Raw genomic sequence first — 24438 nt, forward strand, 5'->3', positions numbered from 1 at the left:
GAGAAACAGCATGGCTCATATTATAGTGATAGATGATGATAAAACATTACTTCAACTTATAAAAAATACTTTGGAAAAAGAACATTCTGTAACGGTTTATACAGGTTTATCGGGAGTGTCTATTCGAGAAATCAATGCACACGATTTGATGATACTTGATGTTATGATGCCCGAATTAGACGGGTTTACTTTTTTGAAAGATAAAAGGCGTGAAATTGATATACCTGTATTGTTTTTAACTGCCAAAAATTTTGAACAAGATTTAGTAGAAGGATTTTCGGTTGGAGCAGATGATTATATTATTAAGCCGTTCTCCATTAAAGAACTTCGTTGTCGGATAACAGCACATTTGCGTCGAGAAAATAGAGGAAAAAACAATTTAATTCATATAGGACAGGTTTTTTGTGATTTTACGAGCAGGAAAATCTATGTAAATGAAACAGAGTTAAATATGACGCCGTCTGAATATGAAATATGTTGTCTGCTCATGAAAAATCCTAATCGTGTATTTACAAAAGATGAAATATATGAAAGAATTTTCGGATTTGACGGTATTGGAGACGCTGAAACGACCATACGAGAAAGAATAAAAGAGATAAGAAAGAAATTTAAAGTTTATAACGAAGAACCGATAAAGACAATTTGGGGAGTGGGCTATCAATGGGAAAAAAATCAATAATGAGAATGCTTTTAACTCTTAGTATTTCTCAAATATGCTACATCTTCATAGTGATTGTTATATTTGGAGCAGGAACTTTATTTTTAACGGAAACAGGGATAATTCTTTCTCCGCAAGTAATATCTGAAAGTGTGGAAAATATAACAGGTAAAGCTGTCAATGGAGTGCTTGAAGCTAAGGATATACCAGCATATATAGAATATGCGCAACTTTCAAACGACGGCAATTATATAACTGGCACAATACAGGATAAAGAACTTATAGAAGAAGTTTATAAAGAGGGACAAGTTACACATTTGCAGTTTATGAACGGAACGAAATATGAATGTGTCAATGGTTTATCTGAAAAATGGATTTTGGGATATAAAAGTGGCACTTCCCAATTTTCAAATGATTTTTTGAGAAATGTTTTTCCGAGTGCTGATTTAACAGTTGTTCTTTCCTTTTTTGTTACAGTTGTTATAGGTTTTTTTATCATTCTAAAATGGCATAGAAATCAGTTGCGTAAAGAACTAAATAAAATCATAAGTATACGTGAAACCATTTTGAATGATGATGAACAAATCTCTGGGGTATCGAGTACATTAAAAGAAATAAATGATATTTTAATTGTTTTGAACGAAATGGAAAAAGCAGTAAAAGACAGTACAAAAAAACAATTAAAGCAAGCTCAATTATTAGAAGATGGTATTCAAGCACTTACGCATGATATACAAACACCTGCTACGGTTGTATCTGGAAATTTGGAATTGCTGGAAGAAACAGAAATAACAGGAAAACAAAAGGAGTATTTAAACGATGCGCAAGACGGAATAAAAAGAATATCAGAATATGTAGAAGAACTAAAAAATCTTGTGAAAATGGAACACTTAAAAACGGATTATATTTCCTTGGGCGAAGAATATGTAAATGAACTAATTTCACTGGCAAATCAAATAGCTTCCCTAAAAATATATCTATTGTAGTTCTACAAAAAGATATTGCTGATGACTTATTGATAGATGGAAAAGCAATACAAAAAGCGTTCCAAAATATAGTATCAAATGCTGTTGATTTTTCGGAAGAATATACAGAATTAAAATTGCAATTTCAAAAACATATATCTGAATATAGGATAAGTGTTACTGACAGCGGAAAAGGGTTTAGTGAAGAAAGCCTAAAAAGAGCAACTCAAAAATTCTATTCTGAAAACAAGGCGAGAAATGGCACTCATTACGGTTTGGGACTTGCAATCGTAAACAAAATCATGCGGGAACATTTTGGATTTCTCAGGCTTGAAAACTTAGAAGAAAATAATAAGATTATAGGGGCAAGAGTTACTCTCGTGTTCCCTCTTGATAGAAAATTTTAATTAGGGGGGATACTATGGGAAAATATTAGTTGTAGAATTTAATGATAAAGAGAATAACTTATTTCAGCAAACCTTAGAATGGCTGTCTACGAAACTGAATACAAGTCCGACACTTATGAACATACAAACAGAAGAATTATATATCAATCCTTTTACTCGCACTGTGGTAGATAAACAAGGCAGTCGAATTTATCTGACTGCAAAGGAATTTGACCTATTGTATTTTATGTATTCTCATAAAGGACAGGTATTCACAAAAGAACAACTCTATCAGAATGTATGGGGAGATGATGATATACCGAATGCAAACAACATGACTTCGTTTATCCGAAAACTTAGAAAGAAAATAGAACCCAATCCAGACAATCCGCAGTATATTTTGACTGTTTGGGGTGTGGGTTATAAATTCAGCGAAGAAAAACCGTAGCGGTACTTCACAATCATTTGTGATCAGTACACTACGGTTTTATTCGTTCCTATTCATTTTGTTTTCAAACATCTTTACATGACGCATAGAATTTTTAGTTGCTTTCAAAACATCTACTAAAACACGGACTTCATATTCGTTGCAATCCTCGAAAATATCTTTTGCTTCTCTTTCAAATATGGGCTTAGAGGTAAGAACAGTATCACATAAAAGTTCATCAACCGATACAGATAACATATTTGCAATCGCAACTAAAGTCGGCAGGCTGACGCTGGAGTTTCCAGTTTCTATATTACTGACGTGCTGTGGGGAAACGCCTATTCTGTCTGCTACGGCTTCTTGGGTAAAATTTTTCTTTATCCTTGCAATTTTTATTCGTTTCCCTATCGCTTTAAAATCAAGCTCCATAGCACACACATCCTTTCCTTGAACCATTCTTTTACATTGTAACCTTTGTGAAAATGTATTATAATAGCCCTATAAAATAAACTATTCCATAAGTTATAGTTTCGCTTATTATGGACATCAAAAATAAAGTTTATCCAGAAATGAGGTGGATATGGTATGATAAAGTTCAATAAAAGAGATAGCAAAAAAATGTTAAAGGAAGTTGCAAGACTTCGTGGCGTTTCTGTTGCGGAAGTTCGGGAAGAAATGCAACTTGCTATTGAAGAAGCAAGAAACAATCCCGACGCAGAGAAACAAGCAGAATTTCAAAGGCTGTTTGGAAACAAGACACCAACACCAGAGGAATTTATCTGTATTACCAGCAAAAAGCTAAAATTTTGAATGTAAGGAGTGGCGATTATGAAACAATCAGAGAAGCAAAGGGAAGATTTTTTATCAATCTGTGGACAGTATGATTATGATTTATTAACGGGTAAAAATAAAATGACACAAGCAGATTTTGAACGTATTACCCATATTACACTATCGCTAGGCTATACGGCATATACACAGACATTGATAAGCACTTATTTAGACTTAGCCTGCAAGGAAGTAGAGCAAATTGACAGAGAGCATGATATTTTAGCTGATTACCCAGAATATTATGAGGACGAACAAATACTAGAGCAGACAAGCCAATGGATAGAAGATTTTCTCAATCAGATACCAACAGAGAAACAGAGTTACTATCGCCAACTTATAAAAGAAAATACGCATGACTTTTAATGGACAGGTTATTGCAAGGTCGGGTATCTGACATATTGCAGTAACCTTTTTTATATCCTGCTAAAAAACAGGAATACGGACGGAATTAAGACGGATTTATATTTTATGCTTATCTTGTAGAAAGCTATGATATAGCGTCAATTTCTACACGAGAGGAATTGGAATGATAAGATGGCATAAAAGAAATTCGTTAAAAATCTTATAAATTACAGTAGGTAATACTCTGTTGATACTTAGATAAAAAACAGTTTGCTTGCTGATATTGCCTTGCAAAGCTCAATGAGGTTTTTATGACTTCTTGGGCTTTTTTACTTTTCTTAAATTTTTTTCTCAATCTTTGCCAATCCATGCCCCCTCATTTGTATTAATAACGGAAAGGGGGAAGGAACGGTTAATCTCACCGCCTTTTGAGAAACGGAAGGAGGTGAAAACGTGAAAAAATCGACTTCCCATGAAGATATTCAGAAAGTTTTTGACTGTTATTGCAAAAAGATTTTGAAACATGAAGCTATCAATATTCAGAAGCAATACCAGCGTTTGAATAATATGCAAGTTTCATTTTCAGAACTTTCGCCAGAACAGCTTGCCGAACTTGCAACTTATGATGAATATTCAACAGACTATGACACTTACAAGGTTATGGGCTATGACGTAAAAATCAAAAATGAGTTGTTAAGTGAAGCATTGCAGGAACTTTCAGAAGAAGAACGTCTTATTTTGTTATTGTACGGTTTGGGCTTTAATGACGTTGAAATTGCTGACCTTATGAAAATTGTTCGTCGTACAGTGCACTATAAACGTAAAAAAGGCTTTGAAAAAGTAAAGAAAAGAATGGAGGAAAAACAGCATGAGAAAGAATAATGCAGTACATAAGGGCAACAACTTATTGCCATATCCCGTTATCGTTTCTGCTTCTCAAGGCGATATTCTGGCTATGAATGTAGTATTAAGTCATTATGAGCCTTACATTGCCAGACTGTCTATGAGAACAAGCATTGACGAATACGGCAATCCGCATACTTGCGTTGATGAAGATATGCGTAGCCGTTTGGAAGCAAAACTTATTCAACAGATACTTGAATTTAAAGTAGCATAAACGGACTGTCCTATCAACAAGAGCGACGCTATACCCCCTTTCCTGCGTCCTCTTTGGGATTGATATATCGGTCAAAGTTTATTGAAAAGTAGATAAATTTTGACGGACGTATGAGCCGATAGTTCTTTGAAAATTGAATAAAGCAGACAGATACGTTTGTGAGGTAGCAAGCCACGGGAACTGTACGCCATGACCTTTCCAAAAGAAAGCGAGCGACCCACGCAGTGATCCGAGAGCGACCGTTGGAAAAGTCGCTTTGCCACGACCTACCCTCACAGAATAATGATACGTCCGCATGGTGCGGTTCTGCCCACAAGAATGGGAATAGTTGAGATACTAACGGAGCTTTCCAAAGCCGTCTGCCTGCTTGTAAAAAATGACACACAGTAAAGGGGGTTATATACTATGATAAACAATACTGATGTGCCTGTATGGGAAAAATACACGCTTACCATTGAGGAAGCGTCTAAATACTTTCGCATTGGCGAAAATAAACTGCGTCGTCTGGCAGAAGAAAATATCGGTGCGAAATGGGTTATTATGAACGGCAACCGTATTCAGATAAAGCGAAAACAGTTTGAAAAAATCATTGATACACTGGACACAATATAGTGAAATCAAGCCTAGAATATGTTATAATATTTATATGACGTATCTAGGCTTGCTCCAGTTTTGGAGAGGAGTTTTCTACTATGTCAAGAGAAGTTAGACGAGATAACAGACGACGAATTTTAAGAACTGGGGAAAGCCAGAACAAAGAGGGAAGATACGTTTACAAATACATCAATTCATTAGGCGAGCAGAAATTTATTTATTCATGGAAACTTGTTCCTACGGACAGAGTACCAAAAGGCAAACGTGATGATATTTCATTACGTGAGAAAATCGCAGAAGTCCAGAGAGATTTAAGCGACGGTATCGACACCGCAGGCAAGAAAATGACGGTATGCCAGCTTTACGAAAAGAAAAATAATCTACGAAAGAACATTCGCAGAAATACGGTCAAAGGCAGACAACAGTTTATGAACGTTCTGAAAAAAGACCCTTTCGGAAGTATGAGCATTGATAGCGTCAAGCAATCAGACGCTAAAGAATGGGCTATCCGCATGAGCGAAAACGGGATAGCGTATAACTCAATCAAGAATTATATGCGTTCTTTGAGGGCTTCGTTCTACATGGCGATACAAGATGATTACGTTAGAAAAAATCCGTTTGATTTTGTGCTAAGTGATATTCTTGATGATACCCGAAAAGAAAAGACCGCCCTATCTTTAGAGCAGGAAGAAGCCTTGCTGACATTTGCAAAAAGCGACAGAACCTACAAAAAGTATTATGACGAACTTGTAATACTTCTGGAAACGGGACTTCGTATTTCCGAGTTCTGCGGTCTGGACTTGAACGTTGCCGTTGATATGAAGAATAAATCAATCCTTGTGGAACACCAGCTATTGAAAGACACGGAAACGGGCTACTATATAGAGAAGCCAAAGACAAAAAGCGGTATCCGTGAAATTCCAATGACTGACAAAGCCTATGACGCTTTCCAGCGACTTATCAAGAGCCGAAAGAAAACAGAACCAATCGTGATTGACGGTTACAGCAACTTTTTGATGTTGAACGGTAAAGGCTTACCGCAAGTAGCAAGCAGTTACAACATGGTATTAAAAGGTCTGGTTAAGAAGTACAACAAGACACATGATGATGAACTGCCAGAGATTTCGCCACACAGCCTGCGACATACGTTCTGTACGAAAATGGCAAACAAAGGAATGACACCGAATACCTTACAGTATATCATGGGACATTCTGATATAAGCATGACGCTGAATTATTACGCTCACGGCTCATTTGGTTCTGCAAAAGCTGAAATGGAAAGGATATGTGCGTTGTAGTAAATACGGAACATACTACTAATTTACTACTTCCCACAGAGAAAACACATAGACTTATAAAAAGATATGTGAGTTATCTTCCCTATACAAAAATGCCAGAAAAGCCCATAAAATCAAGCTAAACTGACATTTAAGAAGTTATAAAAAGATAAGTGGAAAAAGATATTAAATATTAATATTAAAATACATCCCAAAATGCACAGCACACTCTTTTTATTCCATGCCTTTCCCTGCACAATAAAAATGATCGGGATCATAAGCAATGCTGACGCATGAAATGTCGCTCCTAATAGAATAATTGCTATCAGTGGTATATATTTTCTTTTTAGCAGTAATGGAAATCCTGCCATGATAATGGCAATTGCCAAAAACTGTCGGATACCATTATGACACCAAGACATATAGTCTGTTCCCGCAACAAAAACAAAAATACTCATCCAATAGTTTTCACTATATTTTCGATAAATAAATGCCATACATAACATTTGCACAGTAGCTATGAACATGAAAAACAGAATAGGTGAATTTCCAATAAGAGCTTTTATAATCACAATTAAGACCGAAAAACCTTTATCTTTTTTTATTCCCTCGAGATAGAGTGGAAGCGCAGCTATTTTACTAGGTGCTTCTCTAAAGACACTTCGGTAGGCATAGGTATCTCCAAAATTATCGGATCTTAGTGTTGCCGCCAATATATATGGAACCACTAGAAGCACTGCCGGTGCTATCTGCCATCTTTCTTCTATCCTTCCCATAACGATTTCCTGCTTTTTCGGCAGAGATATTGCCAGAACCATTCCTACTGTCAAAAGCCAGATTAATTGAAACCAATAATTCGTTATGGACATCTTTTACATTTCTCCTTTTGTCTTACTAAAATTTTCTCTTTCCTCTTTCATCTTACTCCAGACTTCTCACCGTTCTCTCCACCACAGCTTCCTTCCGAAACTCTCTTTTCATCTTCTCTCTTCCTGCTTTACCCATTTTTTCCCGTTCTTCTCTGCTGCAATGCAGCATCTTTTTCATTGCCTGATACAGCATCTCTTTGTTTTTTACTTCAACCAGCAGACCGCTTTTTCCATTTTCTACGCTTTCCCGGCAGCCCGGGATATTGCTTGTGATAACAGGGCGGCCGGTTGCCGCTGCTTCCAGGAGGACGTTGCTCATGCCTTCATGATAGCTGGGAAGAACGACACAGTCTGCTTCTGCATAAAATGGGCGCGGGTCTGACTGAAAGCCGTAAAAATGGGCGATTCCAAGCTGTTCCAGTTCTTCTACCTGCTTTTTGTAGATATCTTCAAAGAATCCGGCCAGATCAAGGACAAAGTCTTCGTTTTCTTCTTTCAGCCGCCGAACGGCATAAAAGAGTTCTTCTATTCCTTTTTCTTTCATGATTCGTCCGAGATACAGAAAATGGACACGGCTGTGATTCGGGTAAGGTTCCATTTTGTATTTTTCCAGGTTAATTCCCGCACCGGGCAGAACAACCTGACGATCTGCCGATACGATGTTTCGTTCGCCAAATTCGCGGGCGTTTTCTTTATTTTCAAAAAAGACATATTTTACTTTTCGGAAAGCGATTCGATACAGTACCGTAACAAATCCGGCCAGTACTGGTTTTTGGAATGCAGTTCCAAGTCCCTGTACGTTGGCATAATAGGGAATCTTTTTGCAACTGCAGAGCAGACCCATATAGATATTTGGTTTAATGGAATATGTAAGCACAAAGTCCGGGCTGATTTTTTGCAGAAGCCGCTTATAGTCCCGCAACAGCTTTGCCTCGGCAAAAGGATTCACGCCACGTCGGTTCATGGATACGGGAATACACTCGATTCCCATTTTCCGAAAATCTTCTTCATGCCCGACAAATGGCATGGCAAGAATCACTTCATGCTCTTTCTGCAAGGCTTCCACCAATTCTTTGCGAAACTGCCAGAACATATACGAATGATTGGTTACAATTAGAATTCGTTTTTTCATTTTTCTTTCCTGTTTCGGTGTAATATTCCGCATTGTTTCATTACTAATTTCATTATTTTCTTTATAAATTATATCATCTTTCAATCAATATGCAATTACTTTTCTCATTATTTTCCAGCTTCTATGTAAAACGAGGCAGCATGCTTTCCTTCCCAAAAACATCCTGCCCGTTTCTTCCTATCTTTTGCTATCTTTGCTATTTTTTCTATCTTTTGCTGTCTTTTACTACTTTTTCTATCTTTTGCTGTTTTTCTATCTTTCTCTGTCTTTTTCTATCTTTTTTATCTTCTTCTATTTTCCAACCTTCACAACCTCTTTTGCACCCTTCATCTGCTGTTTTTCCAGTCTGCCTTCGTGAATTCCATCCTGCCGCAGTACGGCTCCTGCTGTTCTCCAGAGACATTCCAGATCCATTTTGAGCTGGATATGGTGCACATAATATCCATCCAGTTCAGCTTTTTGCCGGATCGGCAGCTCATCCCGTCCATGGATCTGTGCCCATCCGGTAAGACCCGGACGGACGCTGTTTGCGCCGTACTGCTCACGCTCCACAAGGAGGTCATACTGATTCCAGAGTGCCGGACGCGGGCCAACCAGCGCCATATCGCCCTTCAGGATATTAAAGAGCTGTGGCAGCTCATCGAGGGATGTTTTCCGGAGAAACCGTCCGACTCTTGTGATGAAAAGATCGGGATTATTCAGCATATGGGTCGGCATATCATGTGGGGTATCGATACGCATCGTGCGGAATTTATATATGTAAAAATACGTGCCGTTCTTTCCTGCCCGCTTCTGCCGGAAGAAAATCGGTCCCGGCGAATCGAGATGGATCGCTATGCCAAGCAAAATCAGCAACCACGACAGTGCTGCCGTTCCAACCAGTGCAAGCAGCCGGTCCAGCAGATTTTTCAGATACATTTGATAAATTCCAGATTCCCTCATGTTTTCTTCCCCCTATTCTTTCACCGACTGGTTACTTTTCCGGCCTTCTTTTTCTTTTCCATAGCCGTACTTTCCGTAACCATAACCATATTTTCCGTAGCCATAACCGCCATAGGTGCTGTATCCGTAGCCTGTCGCACCCTCCGGCACGCCGTTCAGTACATAGCCGCAGACCGGAATTTGCGAATCCTCGAAGAATTCCAGTGCCCGCTGTACTTCACGGTCCTTGGTAGTTCCCTGGTGTACGACAAGAACTGCAGAATCTGCGATTCCGCCCAAAAGGGATGCATCCGACAGTACTCCGCACGGCGGCGTATCAATAATCAGAAGATCCGCATCCTCTTTCAATTCTTCGATCAGCGTTTTCATCCGCGCGGAACGCAGCAGGCCGGCCGGATTTTGTGTACTTCCGACACCCGGCAGAATTTTCAGCGACAGATCCCGATAATCGGTAAGTGCCTCATCCAGGCTGATCTGTCCTTTCAGCACTCCTATGATTCCACGTCCCTTCCGCTCGGAAAGTCCAATACACTTCAATACCGACGGATTTCGCAGATCTCCGTCCAGCAGCACTACGCGGTACTTCTTCTTTGCGAATGCCTCTGCGAGATTCACGGCAACGGTCGTCTTTCCCTCTCCCGGCACAGAGCTTGTCACAAGCAAAACCGGACAGTCGGCTTTTCCAAGCCCGTCCTCTGTTCTTGTCCGGATGAGCTGCATTGCTTCTTTGAAGGAATCCGGCACTTTAGGGTTACAGATCGTGATGGTCTGTTCTTTTACGTTGCTTCGTTTCTTGATTTTCGCCTCCGGCAGATTTCCAAGGAACGTTGCGTTCGTCAGCTTTTTCACGTCCTCTGCCTGGCGAATTGTTTTTCTTGTTCTCACATAGATGAAAATCAAAAGCAGTGCAACGGCAAGTCCCGCCGCTGCTCCGATCATTCCGGCATGTACCGCATCCTGGCTGTTGATCGGGGATACCGGTACGCCGCTGTCGTCTACCACCGTCAGCGTTGTCGCACCGATAATGTACTCCGCCACCTCCGGATAATTGGTTATGACGGACTGAAGTACGCGATATGCCGTATCCGGTGAAGAATCTTTGACGCGAATCGTGAACAGGTTGGTGTTTTCCATCACACTCGCCTCAATTTGGGATGTCACTGCTCCCACCTGAAGATCCCGTGCTACAACATCCTTTAATACACCGCTTGTTACGATATAAGGAAAGGTTTTTCCAAGCTGCTGCGCCGTCACATTGTCATAATAGGAATAGCCGACCGCGCGGTTTGATCCGACCACAAATGAGGTGTATGCCTCATACATGGGCTGATACCGCAGCTTTGCCGTCAGAAAGGAGCCGCCTCCCATGAGGATCACAAGAATCAGCACGCCCAAAAAGAATTTTCGGAACGCCTGGAAATATTCTGCCAGAAAGGCGATCAGATCGATTTTCTCCGGTTCCGCCGAATAGGTTTCATACGTTTCTCTGCTCATGCTCTTTGCTCCCTCTTATCGTTCTGCCCTGCTGTAGGTGCCGTATCCATATCCATAACCGTAGCTGTTGCCGATCCGCTCACCGAATCCCGGATAAACATTTCCAAATACACAGCCGATCACTTTTTCCTCTTTCTGGTTCAATGCATCAATCGCGTCGTTGATATCCCTCGTCAGTGCGCCGTCCTGCCGTACGGAAAGAACTGCCGCATCGGCATACTCTGCAAGCTCTTCTGCATCCGCCGTCATTCCCATCGGCGGCGTATCCAGAATAATGTAGTCCATATTGGTCCGGCATGTCTCCAGAATCCGGTGGAAAATCTCACCGCCGATTGCAAGCGACGGCTCTTCCAGACGATTACGGCAGATTCCGGTATATACGTTGGTATCCTTGTGTTTCTCAAAAACGCCGGATGCCGACTCTTTTCCGAGGACAACCTTTCCGAAATCCTTTCCGTCTTTTTCCGGAATCTCAAAGATTTTATGTAACGCCGGCTGTCGGAAATCGCAGTCCAAAAGCAGTACACGGTTCTGCTCTTCTGCAAGGGCAAGCGCCAGATTTGCCGCAAGGGTCGATTTTCCTTCATTTTCCGCCACACTGGTCACCAGCAGCACTTTTCCGCCTTTTCGGTTCAGACGCCCCCGCACACGCGATGCAATACGCTTTAAGGATTCCACATACAGAAAGCTCCGCGCCGGATTGGTAATCAGCATGGAGCTGTTTTTCTTCTTCTTTTCGTGATACACAACGCCCAGCAGGTCCGCATCGATTTTGCGGGTGAATTCTGCCTCATTTTTGACGGTATCCCGCAGAAAGGAAAAGAGTCCGATGAGTGCCGCCATAGCAAGGGCTGCCGCAAGAAATGCGGTCGCGGCATACTTTTTGGTCGGAATCTGGTTCGATGGCACGCCGGAAACCTGCGGCTGCTGCAGTGTCTCCAACACTACATTCGGAATAATATAGTCGGAAATGCTCGTATAATTGTTCAGTACCGACTTTAAGATCCGAAATGCCATTTCCGGCGAATCTGCGGTCACAGACAGCTCCATCAGATTGGATTCCGGCACAATGGAAGCATTCATTTTTGCCGGAAACGAGGACAGGCTAAGCTCCTCCATCACTTTTTTCTTCAAAATCGTATTTTCCAGAATTGCTTCAAATTTCTGTGCCATCTCATATGTGGCCGACAGGCTCGATGCCGCATTGGCATCCACCCCGCGTCCCATAACGGCAAATGTGGTTTTTACCGTATACCGGTCTTTGTGTACGGTCGTCAATACGGTATAGGTTATCATTGCCACCGAACAGGCAATCAGAAGGATGACCCACCAGTTTTTTGCAATGTCGCACAGGATACTTCGGAGATCCCAGTCTGTTTTGCTGCTCTGCCCGTTTCCTGTTCTGTCGTATTCTCCCATCTGGATCCCCCCTATTCGTTTACACAGACGATCAGTCGGACGGAGCTTGTCTGCCCCTCCTCCGCTGTCGCAGTGTATGTCACTTCATAAACACCCGCACTGCCGGTATCGACCGGATTGTCAATGGAAAACTGGTTTTCTCCCAGGAGCTCTTCTTCATCCGAAGCTGCATGAAGCGCACCGTCTTCTCTCTTTTCATACAGCATCTGATCTACACTCACGCTTTCCAGATATGCCTGCGGATCAAATGGCTGCTGCAGATCCAGATGAATCAGGTAATCGCTCAGGGTAATCTGCGGCTTTCCGTTCTCCTCTGCCGGATCGTAGAGTTCTACTGTCACCGGAAGACTTGTCACATCTCCGGCGCGGTTTGCAACCGAATATGTCACGTGGTACAGTCCCGGTGTACTGCTGATCTCATCCTCGTAAGAAATCCGGATGCGGTCGGTAATCGTTCCGTCCAGGCAGTCCTCCGCGGAAAGTCCCTCTGTCAGATCATCTGCATTCAGGCTGAACCGCAGCGGGCGATCCAGGGAAAAGACCGGTGAGGTGTAATCATTATACACCAGTTCCCGCTCCGCATGCGTAACGTGGTTATCGGAATCAAAGGCGACGATACTGATTTTCCGCCGCCCTTTTTCCACAAAATTCGAAATATGTTCCACAGCAAGAGAACTCGTCACATCGCCGTCTTTTTTATCGTAAGCAGTTACTCCGGCCAGAAGTTCTGACTCCTCTGCATGGATGCTGGCAGAAATCTCACTGTTGTCCATCGTAATTTCCGGCCCTTTTCCGTCTTTTCCCGTCTGCTGCCGCACCAGACACCCGCCAAAGGCAAGTGTGGAAGCCAGAAACAGAATGAGAACTGCCGCTCTCGTTTTGTGCATATCAAAGATGCTCCTTTCGTTTCTGTAACGCCATTCTTCCTGTTTTCAGAGGAACCAGCGTCTTTTCCGTTTTCGTTCCGGGGACGGTTCATAGAAAATCTGACGGTCCTCCAGGATTCTTCTCGGATTCACTTTCAATAAAAGCTGTGCATACGCTTCTCCATACCGCTCCTTCAGAAACTGCCGGACCGGCCGCATGTCCGTGGTCCGGTAATCAGCCCCGTGTGCATCGCTTGCCACACAGCCCGCGAGGCGGTTTTCCAGCAAAAAAACCGCTGTCCGCTCCGCTTCTTCTCCAAATCTTCCAAACACACTTCCTTTGTTGATCTGCAAAACCGCGCCCATTTCCCGAAATTCGTACAGAAGCTCCGGTGTATCCTGAACGCAGAAATACCGCTCCGGATGCGCCAGCACCGGGATTTTTCCCATCGCCGGAAATTCCAGCAGCCGCTTTCTGATTCCGTCCGGCGCCATATCAAACGGCACCTCGATCAGATAATAGCGGCCCTCATGGAGCGGTATCAGCTTTCTCTCTCTGATTTTTTTTCCAAGCGGCCCGATGCTCATGATTTCCATGCCGCGCACCAGCTGATGGGAATGTGTTCTCTGTTGATTTCCCTCTCCAGACGGTAAAACAGCTCTTCTAACTGTTCCGATTCGTAGTTGACGTATCCGTCCTCCACGCCTTCGATTCCCGTCTGGTTTGCATGCGGCGTCACCGCGAGGATGCGTACCCCGCTTTGTGCCGCCATTTCTGCCATTTCAAGGGAGGTGGACAAATTTGGGGATCCGTCGTCAACTCCCGGCAGAATATGTACATGAAGATCCGTCATTCCTGCTTTTCTCCTTCGTACTGGTATTCCGGCACCATTTTCTTTACCAGATAGCAGATGTTCGGACATTCGTTTTCCGCTTCCTTCGCGAGTTCCTTTATCTGCTCCCGGAATACCTTCTCGTCAAATGCAATCTGTCTGCCAATAAAAATCCGGCTGTTTTCTGTGGTCTGCATGCCCTCTTCATTCATCAGAAGTTCCTCATACAGCTTTTCGCCGGGCCGCAGGCCAATGTATTTGATCTTGATTTCTTTTTCCGGCTCATATCCGGAAAGGCGGATCATATTTTTTGCCAGATCTGCGATTCTGACCGGATCTCCCATATTCAGGACAAAGATCTGACCGTTTTTCGCATAGGCGCCTGCCTCAAGTACCAGGCTGACTGCCTCCGGAATCGTCATAAAATATCGAATGATATCCGGATGCGTAACCGTCACCGGACCGCCGTGTTCGATCTGACGGCGGAACAGCGGAATGACACTTCCGTTGCTTCCCAGTACATTTCCAAAGCGCACTGCCGCAAACTCTGTCGTGCTGTGTCTTCCGATCAGCTGAATCACCATCTCACAGAGCCGCTTGCTCGCTCCCATGATGTTGGTCGGGTTGACTGCCTTGTCTGTTGATATCAGGATAAACTTCTTTACCTGATAATGGCTTGCTGTGCGCGCCGTTTTTAAGGTTCCAATAACATTGTTTTTAATCGCTTCATTCGGGCTGTCCTCCATCAGCGGCACATGCTTGTGGGCTGCTGCGTGAAAGACGATGTCCGGCCGGTACTTCGAAAAAATTGATTCCAGCCTCCGCTCATCCCGCACAGAACCAATCAGTACTGTCAAATTGAGATCTGGGAACTCCCATTCCAGAGATTTCTGAATCTGGTACGCATTGTTTTCGTAGATGTCAAAAATGATCAGATGCCCGACGTCGTGTCCGGCCAGCTGGCGGCAGATCTCACTTCCGATCGAACCGCCTCCGCCTGTTACCAGGATTGTTTTTCCCTTCACATAGCCCAGGATTGCATCGAGATCCACCCGGATGAGATCTCTTGGCAACAAATCCTCAATTTTTATTTTCTTTCTGATCTTTTTTTCTTCCTTCATAGCTCCCACTCTCATTCTGTTGCGTTTTTCTCCCGTATTCAGTTATCCTGTTCCTGCAGACAATCTTCCAGTAAATACAGCATTTCAAGTGCTGAACGAAAACCTGCTTTCTGTTTTCCGCAGATCAGAAATCCCTGCAGACTACAGTGCTGTCGGAACTGAATCTGAATACTGACCATACGCTCGGTTCCGGCTGGAAGCGTTGTATCCTGATTGTTCTTCATTTCATCTGTAAATTCCCACTCTTCTTTTTCCCCTTCTGAAAGGCTCCGCATACAGCTTCCTGCATCCGGCATGCCGAGCAGGTCATAAATGCGGTTCATCCGAAGCAGCATTTCTCCGTATCCCTCAAACGGAATGTCATAATGAAGCAGCGGCAGCCGGATCACTCCTTTGGAATGGCTTCCCTTCACTTCCTGAAAGCATAAAAATAATGCTGCATCTGCTGTTGTATGTACTTTTTCTCTGATTGTTTCTACTTCTCTGTTCATATTTCTCTCCATATGATATTTATTCTTTTATGGTAATGTTATATGTAATAATTATTTTTGGAATATTATACCAAATCAATCTCGCATCGTCAATCTTCTCTGCCTCCTTTTCTTTCGATTTTCTTTTGATTTTCCTGTTTTTTTCTTCTGCTTTTTCTGTCTATCGTTCCTTTTTTTACTTTTTTCGCCCCTTTCTGCCATACGGTGTCACTTTCTGTCGAACGATTTTAACAGAAGTCCGTCAATTCGGCTTGAATGAGATTCTGTCACTGTGTTAAACTACACTTTGTATTTTTATGATGTTTGCTGTAATGCTCTCCTCCTGCTTTTATTTTGTACCCTATCATGTTTCTTTGCGCTGGACAACCGCTTCGACTTGAACGGCTGCACTTCGACGCAAACGGTATACTTTCCCGGAGGTGTTTTTCTTGTATTCCAAATTAATATTCCCACTCGATCCGAACGATTCTGTTCTGCTCGAAATTCCAGTCATTATCTCACAGGGTGTTTCCCAAAAATACCGGCTGGCGCTCGACGACCTGATTTACGTTGAAGCCTGCCAGCACCGACTGATTCTCCACACCATTCAGGGAGATTTTACAACCCGCTGCACATTTGCCGACCTGACGGTCTGCCTTACACCAAGTGATCGTTTTTTCCACGGCGGAAAAGGTCTGCTGATCAACTTTGCCCACGTTTCCCTTGTACAGGTAACTGGCGAAGTTCTGCTGAAAAATGGGCAGATCATTTTCTGCAGCCGCCGGCGGAGGCGTGAGACCCGGGAAGCCTTCCTGGTCTACGCCGGAGCAGGAAAGTTTTCCTACGAAACGATATAAAAAAACAGGAGGGCTGCCGCACGAAGAAAAATTTCCACAAAATATAGATTTTGTAGTGTTTTCGCTTCGTGCGACAGCCTCTCCTGTTAATATATGTTTTTGCTTAATGCTTGTCTGCTGCAAGCTCCATTCGAGCTGCAAACTGTGTATAAAAATCTGTATTTCCGTCATACGGAAGCAGATAAAACAGCTTCAGAATGTTCATGCTGATCTGCTGCCGGAATGCATCGTCCTCGCTTTCGCGCGCCGCATTCTGTTTTTCCTTCAGATAATAATGCCATTTTGTCGTAAAGGCTTCGTATTTCCCAAGCTCCGGCGTATCGAGCCAGCGGCGGACCTTGACCTTTGTCTTGTTCTCCTTCGGACATTCGTTCACCTGAAGGAAATAAGAAAATGTTCCATCCTCATACAGCCGACCCAGCGGAAACATCCGACAGAAGCCCGGGCGTGCATCGTGGATGCTGCAGCGGCCTTCTTCATTTAAAAAGCTGCACCGGTCTGACTGCTCTGTCATCTTCAGATGTGGCAGAATAACACCGTCCACGACACGAAGCGCCACGTTCCCAGCCAGCAAAATCTCTTCCATCGTCTTTCCCAGCTTTTTCTCCAGGCGGTAGACATCCATCGGGTCGAGTACAATCGAATCTCCCATCCCATGACAGCAGGCGGAGCATCCGCGGCAGTCGTCGCAGCCCACTTTTACAAGATCATTAGCTCCGTATCGTTTTCCATCTGAAATTTTATCTATCTCTACATTTCGTTCCATTTTTTCTTCCTATCTTTTCTCTTAATCCTTGCTTTTGGTCTCTTCTCTCGATCTTTGCTTTTAATCCTTGCTTTTGATCTTTGCTTTTGATCTTCGCTTTTGATCTTTGCTTTCGATCCTTGCTTTCGGTCTTTTCTCCCGATCTTTATTTCTTCCTCACATTTCTACTCCCACAACATGCAGTACCTCGTCCTTTACCTGGAATTTGATTTCCATTCCCGCAAAGGAAAGTCCGTAGACGCGCTCTTCGCTGTTCTGATACGATGGACGCGGATCCTGCTCCAGCACTTTTTTCAGCGCCGCACGGTGGTCTGCCGGAACCTTTTCCAGCAGCTCGTCCGGAATCTCAACCGGAATAAAGTATTCTTTCGTCTTTTCCGTAAAGCTGCCAAGTGCCTCCACGTGACTGTCTACATGCGGCAGATACGGTTTGATATCCAGAATCGGTGTGCCGTCCATCAGATCTGCTCCCGTAAGGTGCAATACCGGACCAAGCGACGGATGCTGCTCCACATATTCCAGCTTTACCGAAGAAAGACCGATCGGATTCGGACGGAACGGCGAACGCGTAGCAAATACGCCGACACGCTTATTTCCGCCAAGCCGCGGCGGCCGCACCATCGGAGACCAGGTATCCCGCACGGCTTCCGAAAACTCCCAGATCAACCAGAGATGGGAATATTCTTCCAGCCCCCTCAGTGCATTTGCATCGCGGAACTCCGGTTCAAAAACGATCGTACTCTTTAGTTCTTCGATCAGTCCGCTCTGCCTCGGAATCCCGAATTTTTCCGGGAAATCCGTGTGGATTCGGGCGATCACCTTCATTGCAATTTCTTCTGCCACGTTTCTTACTCCTTTTCTTTCCTGCATCTTCTCTTCTATTTCGCATGGCTCTGAATCATTACCATATGTTTTATCTTAACATTTTGTTTTTGAAAAGTCCACCATGCGCATTCCCCTTCGCCGACTCCCCTGCGGATACTACACGTTACGGGTCACGCAGAGCCTGCCAGACGGTGACTTATACTCCAAGCTCCCGCATGCTTTTCAGCAGCTCCTCGATCTGTTCTGCTGTTTCCTTTACTTTCTCTTCCATCCCGATCAGTTCCCTGCGGTACATCTGTTTTTTCTCCGTCACATCCAGCGCATGTACCGTCTGGACCAGAAATGTTTCTGCCTTTGACTGAAGCTCTTCCGGCAGATGTGTCTCTTTCAGACGGTTTCGAAAGCTTTCCAGATCCTTTCCTGCCGCTCTTAAATACTGATTCATATGAAGCCCCGTGTGGCGCATCCTTGCACGCCCCTCGCTTCGCACCCTGGCATACGTTTTCTGGCTTTTTGCTGCATACAGTGTCATCTGTACATACATCAGGCTGGTCAGTGCCTTTTCTCCTGTCATTGCAGTTTCGTACAATTCTTTTTTTACTCTTTGGCTGCTCATACATTCCTCTCTCTCCGCCACGCTTCTTTCGCTGGCAACGGATGGCAGTTCATGTTTGGTATTCAGGAGTCGAAGGATAAAAAAAGACTCCTATCATGACATCTGCCACAATAAAAGTCTTGCGTTCTCATTTGATACGGATGTTTCTCAACATCGGCTGACGGTTTCAAACCCGCACGGGATGTTTTTATTTCAGATCCCGCGGCGTTTCGCTACTCCCTTTTATTTGTTGAGATGAATCTTAGCACACTTATTGCTAAATTGCAAGCATATTTTTTGCATATCATGCATGATTTCATGCATCCTATTATTTTTGACGGTGTTTCTTCCTATATAAATGGAATGCCGGAAAGCATACGGTTCCCACCATTAAAATAAGGAAAACCACATCCGCATATAGCTTCACATATTCTGCCGCCTGCTCCCATGCAGCGCCGACCGCTGCACCGATGCCAACCAGAAGAAGATTCCAGACCGTACTCCCGACTATGGTATATAGCAGAAATCCCGGCATCTTCATCCCCGCCATGCCGGCCGGAACCGAGATGAGACTTCGGATGATCGGAATGCATCGGCCGAGCAGCACAGCCCGCTGCCCCTTTTTCTGAAACCAGGCAATGGTCTTCCAGGCATCCTCTGCCCGAAACCCCAGAAGCTTCATCGGCCGGCTCTCGAGCAGCTCGGCAAGCCCTTCCGGGCTGACGAGGGTTCCGGCTCCGTACAGCACCAGCGCGCCAAGCAGTGAGCCCGCCGTAGATGCCAGCACAACCCCCGCCGGGTGCAGCCGAGTACACGTTGTCAGAAAACCGCCAAAGGTCAGAATCACCTCGGAGGGAATCGGTGGAAATACATTTTCCACCGCAATCAGAATCAGAATACCAAGATAGCCAAAACGGTTGACCATATCCAGAATCACGCTCTGCAAATTTTTCTCTTCCTTTTCATTTCCGGCATAGAAACCTCTTCCCCGCAGCTGCAGATAGCCGGTTTTCCGGTCTTATCGGTTTTCCTGCCGGAAATGCTCTTTTTCTTCTCCTGCATTTTATGCGCCTTTTCCACGGTGCATGAATCCTTTTTGACTACTTCTTTACAATTCCGTCAGATTTTCTTCCTTTTGTTTTCATGTTCTCTTCAGAAAAGCTTTATCCCGTGTACACATTCTGGTCACAATTTTCCCGTATACTAATCTTATCAACAACAAAGGAAGTAAAAAACAACCTCCATTGTTTCTCTATAAATAAACCGGAGACGGCAAAGCATTTCTGGAAGCACGTCTCCAACGCCAACCTTTCTAATAGATAGATTTCTTTTTCATACCGCCGGGGCTTCAACCAAGTCCCGGCCTCTCTCCTTTTGGGGAGATTTTTTTTGTAACGATTCAGATCCATGCGAAATTCCGGAAAAATCGCGAATCATGCTTGCGCGAAGGAGTGCTTTTTCTGAATCGCTTCTATTCCTGCCGCATTTTTTTCTTGCACGTGACTTTTCTCTATAGTAAAATAAAATCAGTTGTTTGTAACTCTTCAGAACCCAATGGGGAAAACTTTGCATCATCCCTGCAGGAATGATCCGTTTCTTTCAAACAAATACCATGGAAAAAAGGGAGAAAAATACCATGAAAATTGGATTTGACAATGAAAAATACCTGAAAATGCAGTCCGAGCACATCCGCGACCGCATCAACCAGTTTGACAACAAGCTGTATCTGGAATTCGGCGGAAAGCTGTTCGACGATTTCCACGCATCCCGCGTTCTGCCGGGCTTTGCACCGGACGCGAAACTGCGCATGCTGATGCAGCTCTCCGACCAGGCAGAGATTGTAATGGCAATTTCCGCAGCCGATATTGAGAAAAACAAAATCCGCGGTGACCTCGGCATCACCTATGACAGCGACGTGCTCCGTCTGATCGACGAGTTCCGCGGACGCGGCCTCTATGTCGGAAGCGTTGTCATCACCCAGTACTCCGGCCAGCACAGCGCAGACGCGTTCAAAAAGAGACTGCAGAAGCTCGGCATCCCGGTTTACATTCACTACACGATTCCGGGCTATCCGCACAATGTGCCTCTGATCGTGAGCGATGAGGGATACGGAAAGAACGAGTACATCGAGACAACCCGCCCGCTCGTTGTCGTTACCGCACCGGGACCGGGAAGCGGAAAGATGGCAACCTGCCTTTCCCAGCTTTACCATGAGCACAAACGCGGTGTAAACGCCGGCTATGCAAAATATGAGACCTTCCCGATCTGGAATCTGCCGCTGAAGCACCCGGTCAACCTGGCTTACGAAGCTGCTACCGCCGATCTGAACGATGTCAACATGATCGACCCGTTCCACCTCGAGGCATACGGCGTGACAACCGTCAACTACAACCGTGATGTCGAGATTTTCCCGGTTCTGCGTGCGATCTTCCAGCAGATCTTCGGCGAGAGCCCGTACAAATCCCCGACTGACATGGGTGTCAACATGGCCGGAAACTGTATCATTGATGATGAGGCATGCCGTGAGGCTTCCCGTCAGGAGATCATCCGCCGCTACTACACTGCTGTGGACGGTATCGCAGACGGCTCCCGCTCCGAGACTGAGGCTTACAAAATCGAGCTTCTGATGAAACAGGAAAACATCGTTGCCGCAGACCGTACCACCGTTTCCCCGGCTCTTGTCCGTGCCGAGGCGACCGGCGCACCGGCCGCTGCCATGGAACTTCCGGACGGACGCGTCATCACCGGAAAGACCGGCGATCTGCTCGGATCGAGCGCGGCGCTTCTGCTGAATGCATTAAAAGAGCTCTCCGGCATCGACCATGACGTACATGTTCTCTCACCGGAATCCATCGCTCCGATCCAGACCCTGAAAACCAAGTACCTCGGAAGCAAGAACCCGCGTCTTCATACCGATGAGGTTCTGATCGCGCTGTCCGCTACTGCTGCACAGAGCGAGGATGCACAGAAAGCGCTGTCCTGCCTGCCGCAGTTAAAGGGCTGCCAGGTTCACTCCAGCGTTATGCTCTCCGATGTGGACCGCAAAATGTTCCAGCGTCTGGGATGCGATCTGACCTGTGAGCCGAAATTTCAGTAAATAATTTTTCGTATATTAAACAAAAAAGTCCAGGGCATACGGTACTTTCCGTATCTGCCTGGACTTTTTCTATTTCCGGCTTCTGTTTATAAATTTTCTTTTCCGAATCCCATCGGCAGCAGCTCCTCAAGTGTCATTTCATTCCAGGAACCGTCGCCCTTGCAGAGGAGAACGAGAAATTCGTTCGGATCGACAAATTCCCGCAGGACCTGGCGGCAGACACCGCACGGTGTGCAGAAATCCCCCGGCTCTGCCTCTCCCGGGCCGCCGCAGACGGCGATCGCGTCAAATTCCGTTATGCCCTCGGATACGGCTTTGAAGACCGCGGTGCGCTCCGCGCAGTTTGTCGGTGTATACGCCGCATTTTCAATGTTGCATCCGGTATAAATCGCTCCATTCTTTGCCAGAACCGCCGCGCCTACGCGGAACTTCGAATACGGCACATACGCAAATTTCCGCGCTGCCAGAGCCTGTTTTACCAGCTCCTGTTTTATTTCTGTACTGATTTCCTGTTTCATATCCAGCCTCCCCTTTCCAGTATCCCCTTATTTTTTCTTTCTTATTTCTGATCTTCCCGGATCAGAATCCGCAGTGCCTCGATGGCTACCTGAATCGCACCTTCCGTATCGTGCGTAATGTGGTTCTCCATGCCGCGTTTCACTCTCTCCTGATTTCCCATCACAAGAAAATCCGATCCGGCACGGACGCCGCGGGCACTTGCCACGATAAAGAGTGCCGCCGATTCCATCTCTGACGCTTTGCATCCAAGCTTCATCCATGCATCCCATTTTTTCAGCAGCTCATCACCGACCGGCATCTGCTCCGGGTCGTGCTGGCCGTAGAAGGAATCCTTGCACTGTACCACGCCCGCATGCCATTTTTTCCCAAGATTCTTTGCCGCCTGCACCAGCGCATTCGTCACGGTAAGGTCTGCGACTGCCGGGAACTCGATCGGAGCGTATTCCTTTGACGTTCCCTCCGCACGGATCGCTCCCGTTGCCACCACGATATCGCCGCCCTCTACATCGAGTGCCATACCGCCGCATGTTCCGACGCGGATAAACGTATCGGCGCCACACTGGATCAGCTCTTCCATCGCGATGGAAGCCGACGGACCGCCGATGCCGGTAGATGTAACGGAAACCTTTACACCGTCCAAAGTACCCGTATAAGTCACAAATTCCCGGCTGTCTGCGACGAGCACCGGGTTCTCAAAGTAAGCTGCAATTTTTTTACACCGTTTGGGATCTCCCGGCAGAATCACGTACCGTCCCACATCGCCTTTTCGGATCTGCAGATGATACTGCAGCCCTTCTTCTCCTGAGTAATTCTGCATATGCAAAAACCTCCTTGTATTTTCGTATTCTCATAGTTCTATTTTACCACAGGCCGCACCGCAAATACAAGGCTTGACACCATTTCGCTTCCCCTTTCATTACGGATATAATCACGTTCCGCAGTTGCCTTTTCCCATTCGGGATGCTACAATAGGCACAGAAACCAGAGTTCTTACTTTCATTTTTACAAGGAGGGATTATTTTATGAGTTCCTATGTCATCAGCTGCTGCTCTACAGCAGACCTTACCGAAGAACATTTCTCCAAACGGGAAATCTCATACATCTGTTTCCATTACAAATTAAATGACACCGAGTACGCGGACGATCTCGGCAAGTCCATGCCGTTCGATCAGTTCTATGCCGCCATGGCCGCCGGCGCTTCCACGAAAACATCCCAGGTGAATGCCGATGAATTTGAAGCCTATTTTGAAACATTCCTGCAGGACGGCAAAGACATTCTCCACGTCTGCCTCTCCTCCGGCATTTCCGGTGTCCTGAATTCTGCGATGATCGCCAAAGCCAACCTTGAAGAGCGCTACCCGGAACGGAAAATCCTCATCGTGGATTCCCTCGGCGCTTCCTCCGGCTATGGTCTTCTGATGGACCGCCTTGCCGACCTGCGCGATGAAGGAAAACCGCTGGAAGAGGTTTACGATTTTGCGATGAAAAACCGCCTCAAAGTCCATCACTGGTTCTTCTCCACGGACCTCACCTTCTACGTGCGCGGTGGCCGCATCTCCAAAGCCTCCGGCGCAATCGGCGGACTCCTCGGTATCTGCCCGCTGCTCAACATGGACAACGAAGGACGGCTGATTCCGCGGTTCAAAATCCGTACGAAGAAAAAAGTCATCAAAAAAATCGTCGACCAGATGGAAGAAAACGCCGAGGGCGGCCTCTCCTACTCCGGCAAATGCTACATTTCCCAGTCCGCCTGCTACGACGATGCGCGGGCCGTTGCGGATCTTATCGAGGAACGCTTTCCCAATCTGAACGGAAAAGTCGAGATCAACAACATCGGAACCACCATCGGCAGCCACACAGGGCCAGGAACCGTGGCATTGTTTTTCTGGGGGAAAGAACGGGTGGATTAACTCTCCTGCACTTCCATCTATAGCAAGACCCGAAAATAATGCAAAAAAGGCAGTGCTGCAGAGCGCGAATTGCAAGGAACAGATTTGAAGGCGTACCGGGGTACGACGAAAATCTGTGACGCAGTA

27 protein-coding genes and 2 pseudogenes are annotated in these 24438 nt (G+C 45.3%); 13 read left to right on the plus strand and 16 right to left on the minus strand.

Going from position 1 to position 24438, the window contains the following annotated elements; all coding sequences use genetic code 11:
- The first annotated feature begins 10 nt into the window (after positions 1–10).
- The 4 genes from DW965_RS14215 to DW965_RS14225 all read left to right on the plus strand — a co-directional run bounded on the left by DW965_RS14215 (position 11) and on the right by DW965_RS14225 (position 2457).
- Entirely contained in the window at positions 11–679 is a 669-nt protein-coding gene (locus tag DW965_RS14215) for a response regulator transcription factor (RefSeq protein WP_002317716.1), read from the plus strand.
- Positions 661–1644, plus strand: coding sequence for a histidine kinase dimerization/phospho-acceptor domain-containing protein (locus DW965_RS14220; RefSeq protein WP_243036644.1), 984 nt, complete (start codon positions 661–663; stop codon positions 1642–1644). The genes DW965_RS14215 and DW965_RS14220 overlap by 19 nt, the downstream gene beginning before the upstream one ends.
- Before the next feature lie 29 nt (positions 1645–1673).
- Positions 1674–2030, plus strand: coding sequence for an ATP-binding protein (locus tag DW965_RS20080; RefSeq protein ID WP_243036645.1), 357 nt, complete (start codon positions 1674–1676; stop codon positions 2028–2030).
- A gap of 115 nt (positions 2031–2145) precedes the next feature.
- Positions 2146–2457 (plus strand): winged helix-turn-helix domain-containing protein, encoded by a 312-nt coding sequence (locus DW965_RS14225; protein ID WP_002317714.1) that lies wholly within the window; start codon positions 2146–2148, stop codon positions 2455–2457.
- A gap of 39 nt (positions 2458–2496) precedes the next feature.
- Here DW965_RS14225 and DW965_RS14230 read toward each other — a convergent pair whose 3' ends face one another.
- Complete coding sequence (locus DW965_RS14230; RefSeq protein ID WP_002317713.1) at positions 2497–2865, minus strand: helix-turn-helix domain-containing protein; 369 nt, start codon at positions 2863–2865, stop codon at positions 2497–2499.
- Positions 2866–3021: 156 nt separating this feature from the next.
- Here DW965_RS14230 and DW965_RS14235 point away from each other — a divergent pair, with 156 nt between their 5' ends.
- The 6 genes from DW965_RS14235 to DW965_RS14265 all read left to right on the plus strand — a co-directional run bounded on the left by DW965_RS14235 (position 3022) and on the right by DW965_RS14265 (position 6618).
- A complete protein-coding gene (locus DW965_RS14235; protein WP_002317712.1) occupies positions 3022–3246 on the plus strand; it encodes a sporulation initiation factor Spo0A C-terminal domain-containing protein in 225 nt (74 codons plus the stop codon).
- 18 nt (positions 3247–3264) lie between these two features.
- Positions 3265–3630 (plus strand): hypothetical protein, encoded by a 366-nt coding sequence (locus tag DW965_RS14240; RefSeq protein WP_002317711.1) that lies wholly within the window; start codon positions 3265–3267, stop codon positions 3628–3630.
- Positions 3631–4062: 432 nt separating this feature from the next.
- On the plus strand, positions 4063–4491 hold the full coding sequence (locus DW965_RS14245) for an RNA polymerase sigma factor (RefSeq protein ID WP_002317710.1): 429 nt from the start codon (positions 4063–4065) through the stop codon (positions 4489–4491).
- Positions 4478–4726, plus strand: coding sequence for a helix-turn-helix domain-containing protein (locus tag DW965_RS14250; RefSeq protein ID WP_002317709.1), 249 nt, complete (start codon positions 4478–4480; stop codon positions 4724–4726). Before DW965_RS14245 ends, DW965_RS14250 begins: the two co-directional genes overlap by 14 nt.
- Positions 4727–5131: 405 nt before the next feature.
- On the plus strand, positions 5132–5338 hold the full coding sequence (locus DW965_RS14260; protein WP_002317707.1) for an excisionase: 207 nt from the start codon (positions 5132–5134) through the stop codon (positions 5336–5338).
- A gap of 80 nt (positions 5339–5418) precedes the next feature.
- Positions 5419–6618, plus strand: coding sequence for a tyrosine-type recombinase/integrase (locus DW965_RS14265; protein WP_002317706.1), 1200 nt, complete (start codon positions 5419–5421; stop codon positions 6616–6618).
- A gap of 113 nt (positions 6619–6731) precedes the next feature.
- On the opposite strand, the gene DW965_RS14270 is transcribed toward DW965_RS14265, so the two are convergent.
- The 9 genes and pseudogenes from DW965_RS14270 to DW965_RS14315 form a co-directional block, all read right to left on the minus strand.
- The gene (locus tag DW965_RS14270; protein ID WP_119198489.1) at positions 6732–7466 is read right to left on the minus strand and encodes an EpsG family protein; all 735 of its coding nucleotides are present in this window, start codon (positions 7464–7466) and stop codon (positions 6732–6734) included.
- Positions 7467–7518: 52 nt separating this feature from the next.
- On the minus strand, positions 7519–8598 hold the full coding sequence (locus DW965_RS14275) for a glycosyltransferase family 4 protein (protein WP_117509438.1): 1080 nt from the start codon (positions 8596–8598) through the stop codon (positions 7519–7521).
- 291 nt (positions 8599–8889) lie between these two features.
- Positions 8890–9540 (minus strand): sugar transferase, encoded by a 651-nt coding sequence (locus DW965_RS14280; protein WP_227093694.1) that lies wholly within the window; start codon positions 9538–9540, stop codon positions 8890–8892.
- A 12-nt stretch (positions 9541–9552) separates the two neighbouring features.
- Entirely contained in the window at positions 9553–11034 is a 1482-nt protein-coding gene (locus tag DW965_RS14285) for a polysaccharide biosynthesis tyrosine autokinase (RefSeq protein ID WP_119198490.1), read from the minus strand.
- Positions 11035–11049: 15 nt separating this feature from the next.
- Positions 11050–12453 carry a polysaccharide biosynthesis tyrosine autokinase gene (locus DW965_RS14290; protein WP_119198491.1) on the minus strand — a complete coding sequence of 468 codons (1404 nt, stop codon included), beginning with the start codon at positions 12451–12453 and terminating at the stop codon, positions 11050–11052.
- A gap of 11 nt (positions 12454–12464) precedes the next feature.
- A complete protein-coding gene (locus DW965_RS14295; RefSeq protein ID WP_119198492.1) occupies positions 12465–13340 on the minus strand; it encodes a hypothetical protein in 876 nt (291 codons plus the stop codon).
- Positions 13341–13385: 45 nt separating this feature from the next.
- Positions 13386–14242 (minus strand): annotated as a pseudogene (locus DW965_RS22640) (tyrosine-protein phosphatase).
- Positions 14170–15249, minus strand: a pseudogene (locus tag DW965_RS14310) (UDP-N-acetylglucosamine 4,6-dehydratase family protein); the annotation flags it as partial. The pseudogenes DW965_RS14310 and DW965_RS22640, both read right to left, overlap by 73 nt.
- 62 nt (positions 15250–15311) lie before the next feature.
- Positions 15312–15764 (minus strand): hypothetical protein, encoded by a 453-nt coding sequence (locus DW965_RS14315; protein WP_022461015.1) that lies wholly within the window; start codon positions 15762–15764, stop codon positions 15312–15314.
- A 428-nt stretch (positions 15765–16192) separates the two neighbouring features.
- Here DW965_RS14315 and DW965_RS14320 point away from each other — a divergent pair, with 428 nt between their 5' ends.
- Positions 16193–16600: a LytTR family DNA-binding domain-containing protein gene (locus DW965_RS14320; RefSeq protein ID WP_158554971.1), complete on the plus strand. Its 408-nt coding sequence runs from the start codon at positions 16193–16195 to the stop codon at positions 16598–16600.
- Between the two features lie 103 nt (positions 16601–16703).
- Here DW965_RS14320 and DW965_RS14325 read toward each other — a convergent pair whose 3' ends face one another.
- The 4 genes from DW965_RS14325 to DW965_RS14340 all read right to left on the minus strand — a co-directional run bounded on the left by DW965_RS14325 (position 16704) and on the right by DW965_RS14340 (position 19723).
- Positions 16704–17366, minus strand: coding sequence for a YkgJ family cysteine cluster protein (locus tag DW965_RS14325; RefSeq protein WP_117509393.1), 663 nt, complete (start codon positions 17364–17366; stop codon positions 16704–16706).
- A gap of 156 nt (positions 17367–17522) precedes the next feature.
- On the minus strand, positions 17523–18209 hold the full coding sequence (tsaA, locus tag DW965_RS14330; RefSeq protein WP_117509440.1) for a tRNA (N6-threonylcarbamoyladenosine(37)-N6)-methyltransferase TrmO: 687 nt from the start codon (positions 18207–18209) through the stop codon (positions 17523–17525).
- Positions 18210–18387: 178 nt separating this feature from the next.
- Positions 18388–18807 (minus strand): hypothetical protein, encoded by a 420-nt coding sequence (locus tag DW965_RS14335; RefSeq protein ID WP_117509394.1) that lies wholly within the window; start codon positions 18805–18807, stop codon positions 18388–18390.
- A gap of 307 nt (positions 18808–19114) precedes the next feature.
- Positions 19115–19723 (minus strand): DedA family protein, encoded by a 609-nt coding sequence (locus DW965_RS14340; RefSeq protein ID WP_330421212.1) that lies wholly within the window; start codon positions 19721–19723, stop codon positions 19115–19117.
- Between the two features lie 699 nt (positions 19724–20422).
- On the opposite strand from DW965_RS14340, the gene DW965_RS14350 reads away from it, so the two are divergent.
- The gene (locus tag DW965_RS14350; RefSeq protein ID WP_117802108.1) at positions 20423–21883 is read left to right on the plus strand and encodes a DUF1846 domain-containing protein; all 1461 of its coding nucleotides are present in this window, start codon (positions 20423–20425) and stop codon (positions 21881–21883) included.
- An 86-nt stretch (positions 21884–21969) separates the two neighbouring features.
- Here DW965_RS14350 and DW965_RS14355 read toward each other — a convergent pair whose 3' ends face one another.
- Positions 21970–22401, minus strand: coding sequence for a cytidine deaminase (locus DW965_RS14355; RefSeq protein WP_119198496.1), 432 nt, complete (start codon positions 22399–22401; stop codon positions 21970–21972).
- A 41-nt stretch (positions 22402–22442) separates the two neighbouring features.
- Positions 22443–23219, minus strand: coding sequence for a uridine phosphorylase (udp, locus tag DW965_RS14360; protein ID WP_055220432.1), 777 nt, complete (start codon positions 23217–23219; stop codon positions 22443–22445).
- 205 nt (positions 23220–23424) lie between these two features.
- Here udp and DW965_RS14365 point away from each other — a divergent pair, with 205 nt between their 5' ends.
- On the plus strand, positions 23425–24312 hold the full coding sequence (locus DW965_RS14365) for a DegV family protein (RefSeq protein WP_119198497.1): 888 nt from the start codon (positions 23425–23427) through the stop codon (positions 24310–24312).
- Positions 24313–24438: the final 126 nt, after the last annotated feature.

It is taken from the genome of Blautia sp. AM47-4, assembly GCF_003479865.1.
GTDB classification, from domain to species: domain Bacteria; phylum Bacillota; class Clostridia; order Lachnospirales; family Lachnospiraceae; genus Fusicatenibacter; species Fusicatenibacter saccharivorans.

Bases quoted from the DNA above. Each gene is read 5' to 3' on its own strand.
- DW965_RS14215 (WP_002317716.1), top strand. From the start codon at position 11: ATGGCTCATATTATAGTGATAGATGATGATAAAACATTACTTCAACTT.
- DW965_RS14220 (WP_243036644.1), top strand. From the start codon at position 661: ATGGGAAAAAAATCAATAATGAGAATGCTTTTAACTCTTAGTATTTCT.
- DW965_RS14225 (WP_002317714.1), top strand. From the start codon at position 2,146: ATGAACATACAAACAGAAGAATTATATATCAATCCTTTTACTCGCACT.
- DW965_RS14230 (WP_002317713.1), bottom strand. From the start codon at position 2,865: ATGGAGCTTGATTTTAAAGCGATAGGGAAACGAATAAAAATTGCAAGG.
- DW965_RS14235 (WP_002317712.1), top strand. From the start codon at position 3,022: ATGATAAAGTTCAATAAAAGAGATAGCAAAAAAATGTTAAAGGAAGTT.
- DW965_RS14240 (WP_002317711.1), top strand. From the start codon at position 3,265: ATGAAACAATCAGAGAAGCAAAGGGAAGATTTTTTATCAATCTGTGGA.
- DW965_RS14250 (WP_002317709.1), top strand. From the start codon at position 4,478: ATGAGAAAGAATAATGCAGTACATAAGGGCAACAACTTATTGCCATAT.
- DW965_RS14260 (WP_002317707.1), top strand. From the start codon at position 5,132: ATGATAAACAATACTGATGTGCCTGTATGGGAAAAATACACGCTTACC.
- DW965_RS14265 (WP_002317706.1), top strand. From the start codon at position 5,419: ATGTCAAGAGAAGTTAGACGAGATAACAGACGACGAATTTTAAGAACT.
- DW965_RS14270 (WP_119198489.1), bottom strand. From the start codon at position 7,466: ATGTCCATAACGAATTATTGGTTTCAATTAATCTGGCTTTTGACAGTA.
- DW965_RS14275 (WP_117509438.1), bottom strand. From the start codon at position 8,598: ATGAAAAAACGAATTCTAATTGTAACCAATCATTCGTATATGTTCTGG.
- DW965_RS14280 (WP_227093694.1), bottom strand. From the start codon at position 9,540: ATGAGGGAATCTGGAATTTATCAAATGTATCTGAAAAATCTGCTGGAC.
- DW965_RS14285 (WP_119198490.1), bottom strand. From the start codon at position 11,034: ATGAGCAGAGAAACGTATGAAACCTATTCGGCGGAACCGGAGAAAATC.
- DW965_RS14290 (WP_119198491.1), bottom strand. From the start codon at position 12,453: ATGGGAGAATACGACAGAACAGGAAACGGGCAGAGCAGCAAAACAGAC.
- DW965_RS14295 (WP_119198492.1), bottom strand. From the start codon at position 13,340: ATGCACAAAACGAGAGCGGCAGTTCTCATTCTGTTTCTGGCTTCCACA.
- DW965_RS14315 (WP_022461015.1), bottom strand. From the start codon at position 15,764: ATGAACAGAGAAGTAGAAACAATCAGAGAAAAAGTACATACAACAGCA.
- DW965_RS14325 (WP_117509393.1), bottom strand. From the start codon at position 17,366: ATGGAACGAAATGTAGAGATAGATAAAATTTCAGATGGAAAACGATAC.
- DW965_RS14335 (WP_117509394.1), bottom strand. From the start codon at position 18,807: ATGAGCAGCCAAAGAGTAAAAAAAGAATTGTACGAAACTGCAATGACA.
- DW965_RS14350 (WP_117802108.1), top strand. From the start codon at position 20,423: ATGAAAATTGGATTTGACAATGAAAAATACCTGAAAATGCAGTCCGAG.
- DW965_RS14355 (WP_119198496.1), bottom strand. From the start codon at position 22,401: ATGAAACAGGAAATCAGTACAGAAATAAAACAGGAGCTGGTAAAACAG.
- udp (WP_055220432.1), bottom strand. From the start codon at position 23,219: ATGCAGAATTACTCAGGAGAAGAAGGGCTGCAGTATCATCTGCAGATC.
- DW965_RS14365 (WP_119198497.1), top strand. From the start codon at position 23,425: ATGAGTTCCTATGTCATCAGCTGCTGCTCTACAGCAGACCTTACCGAA.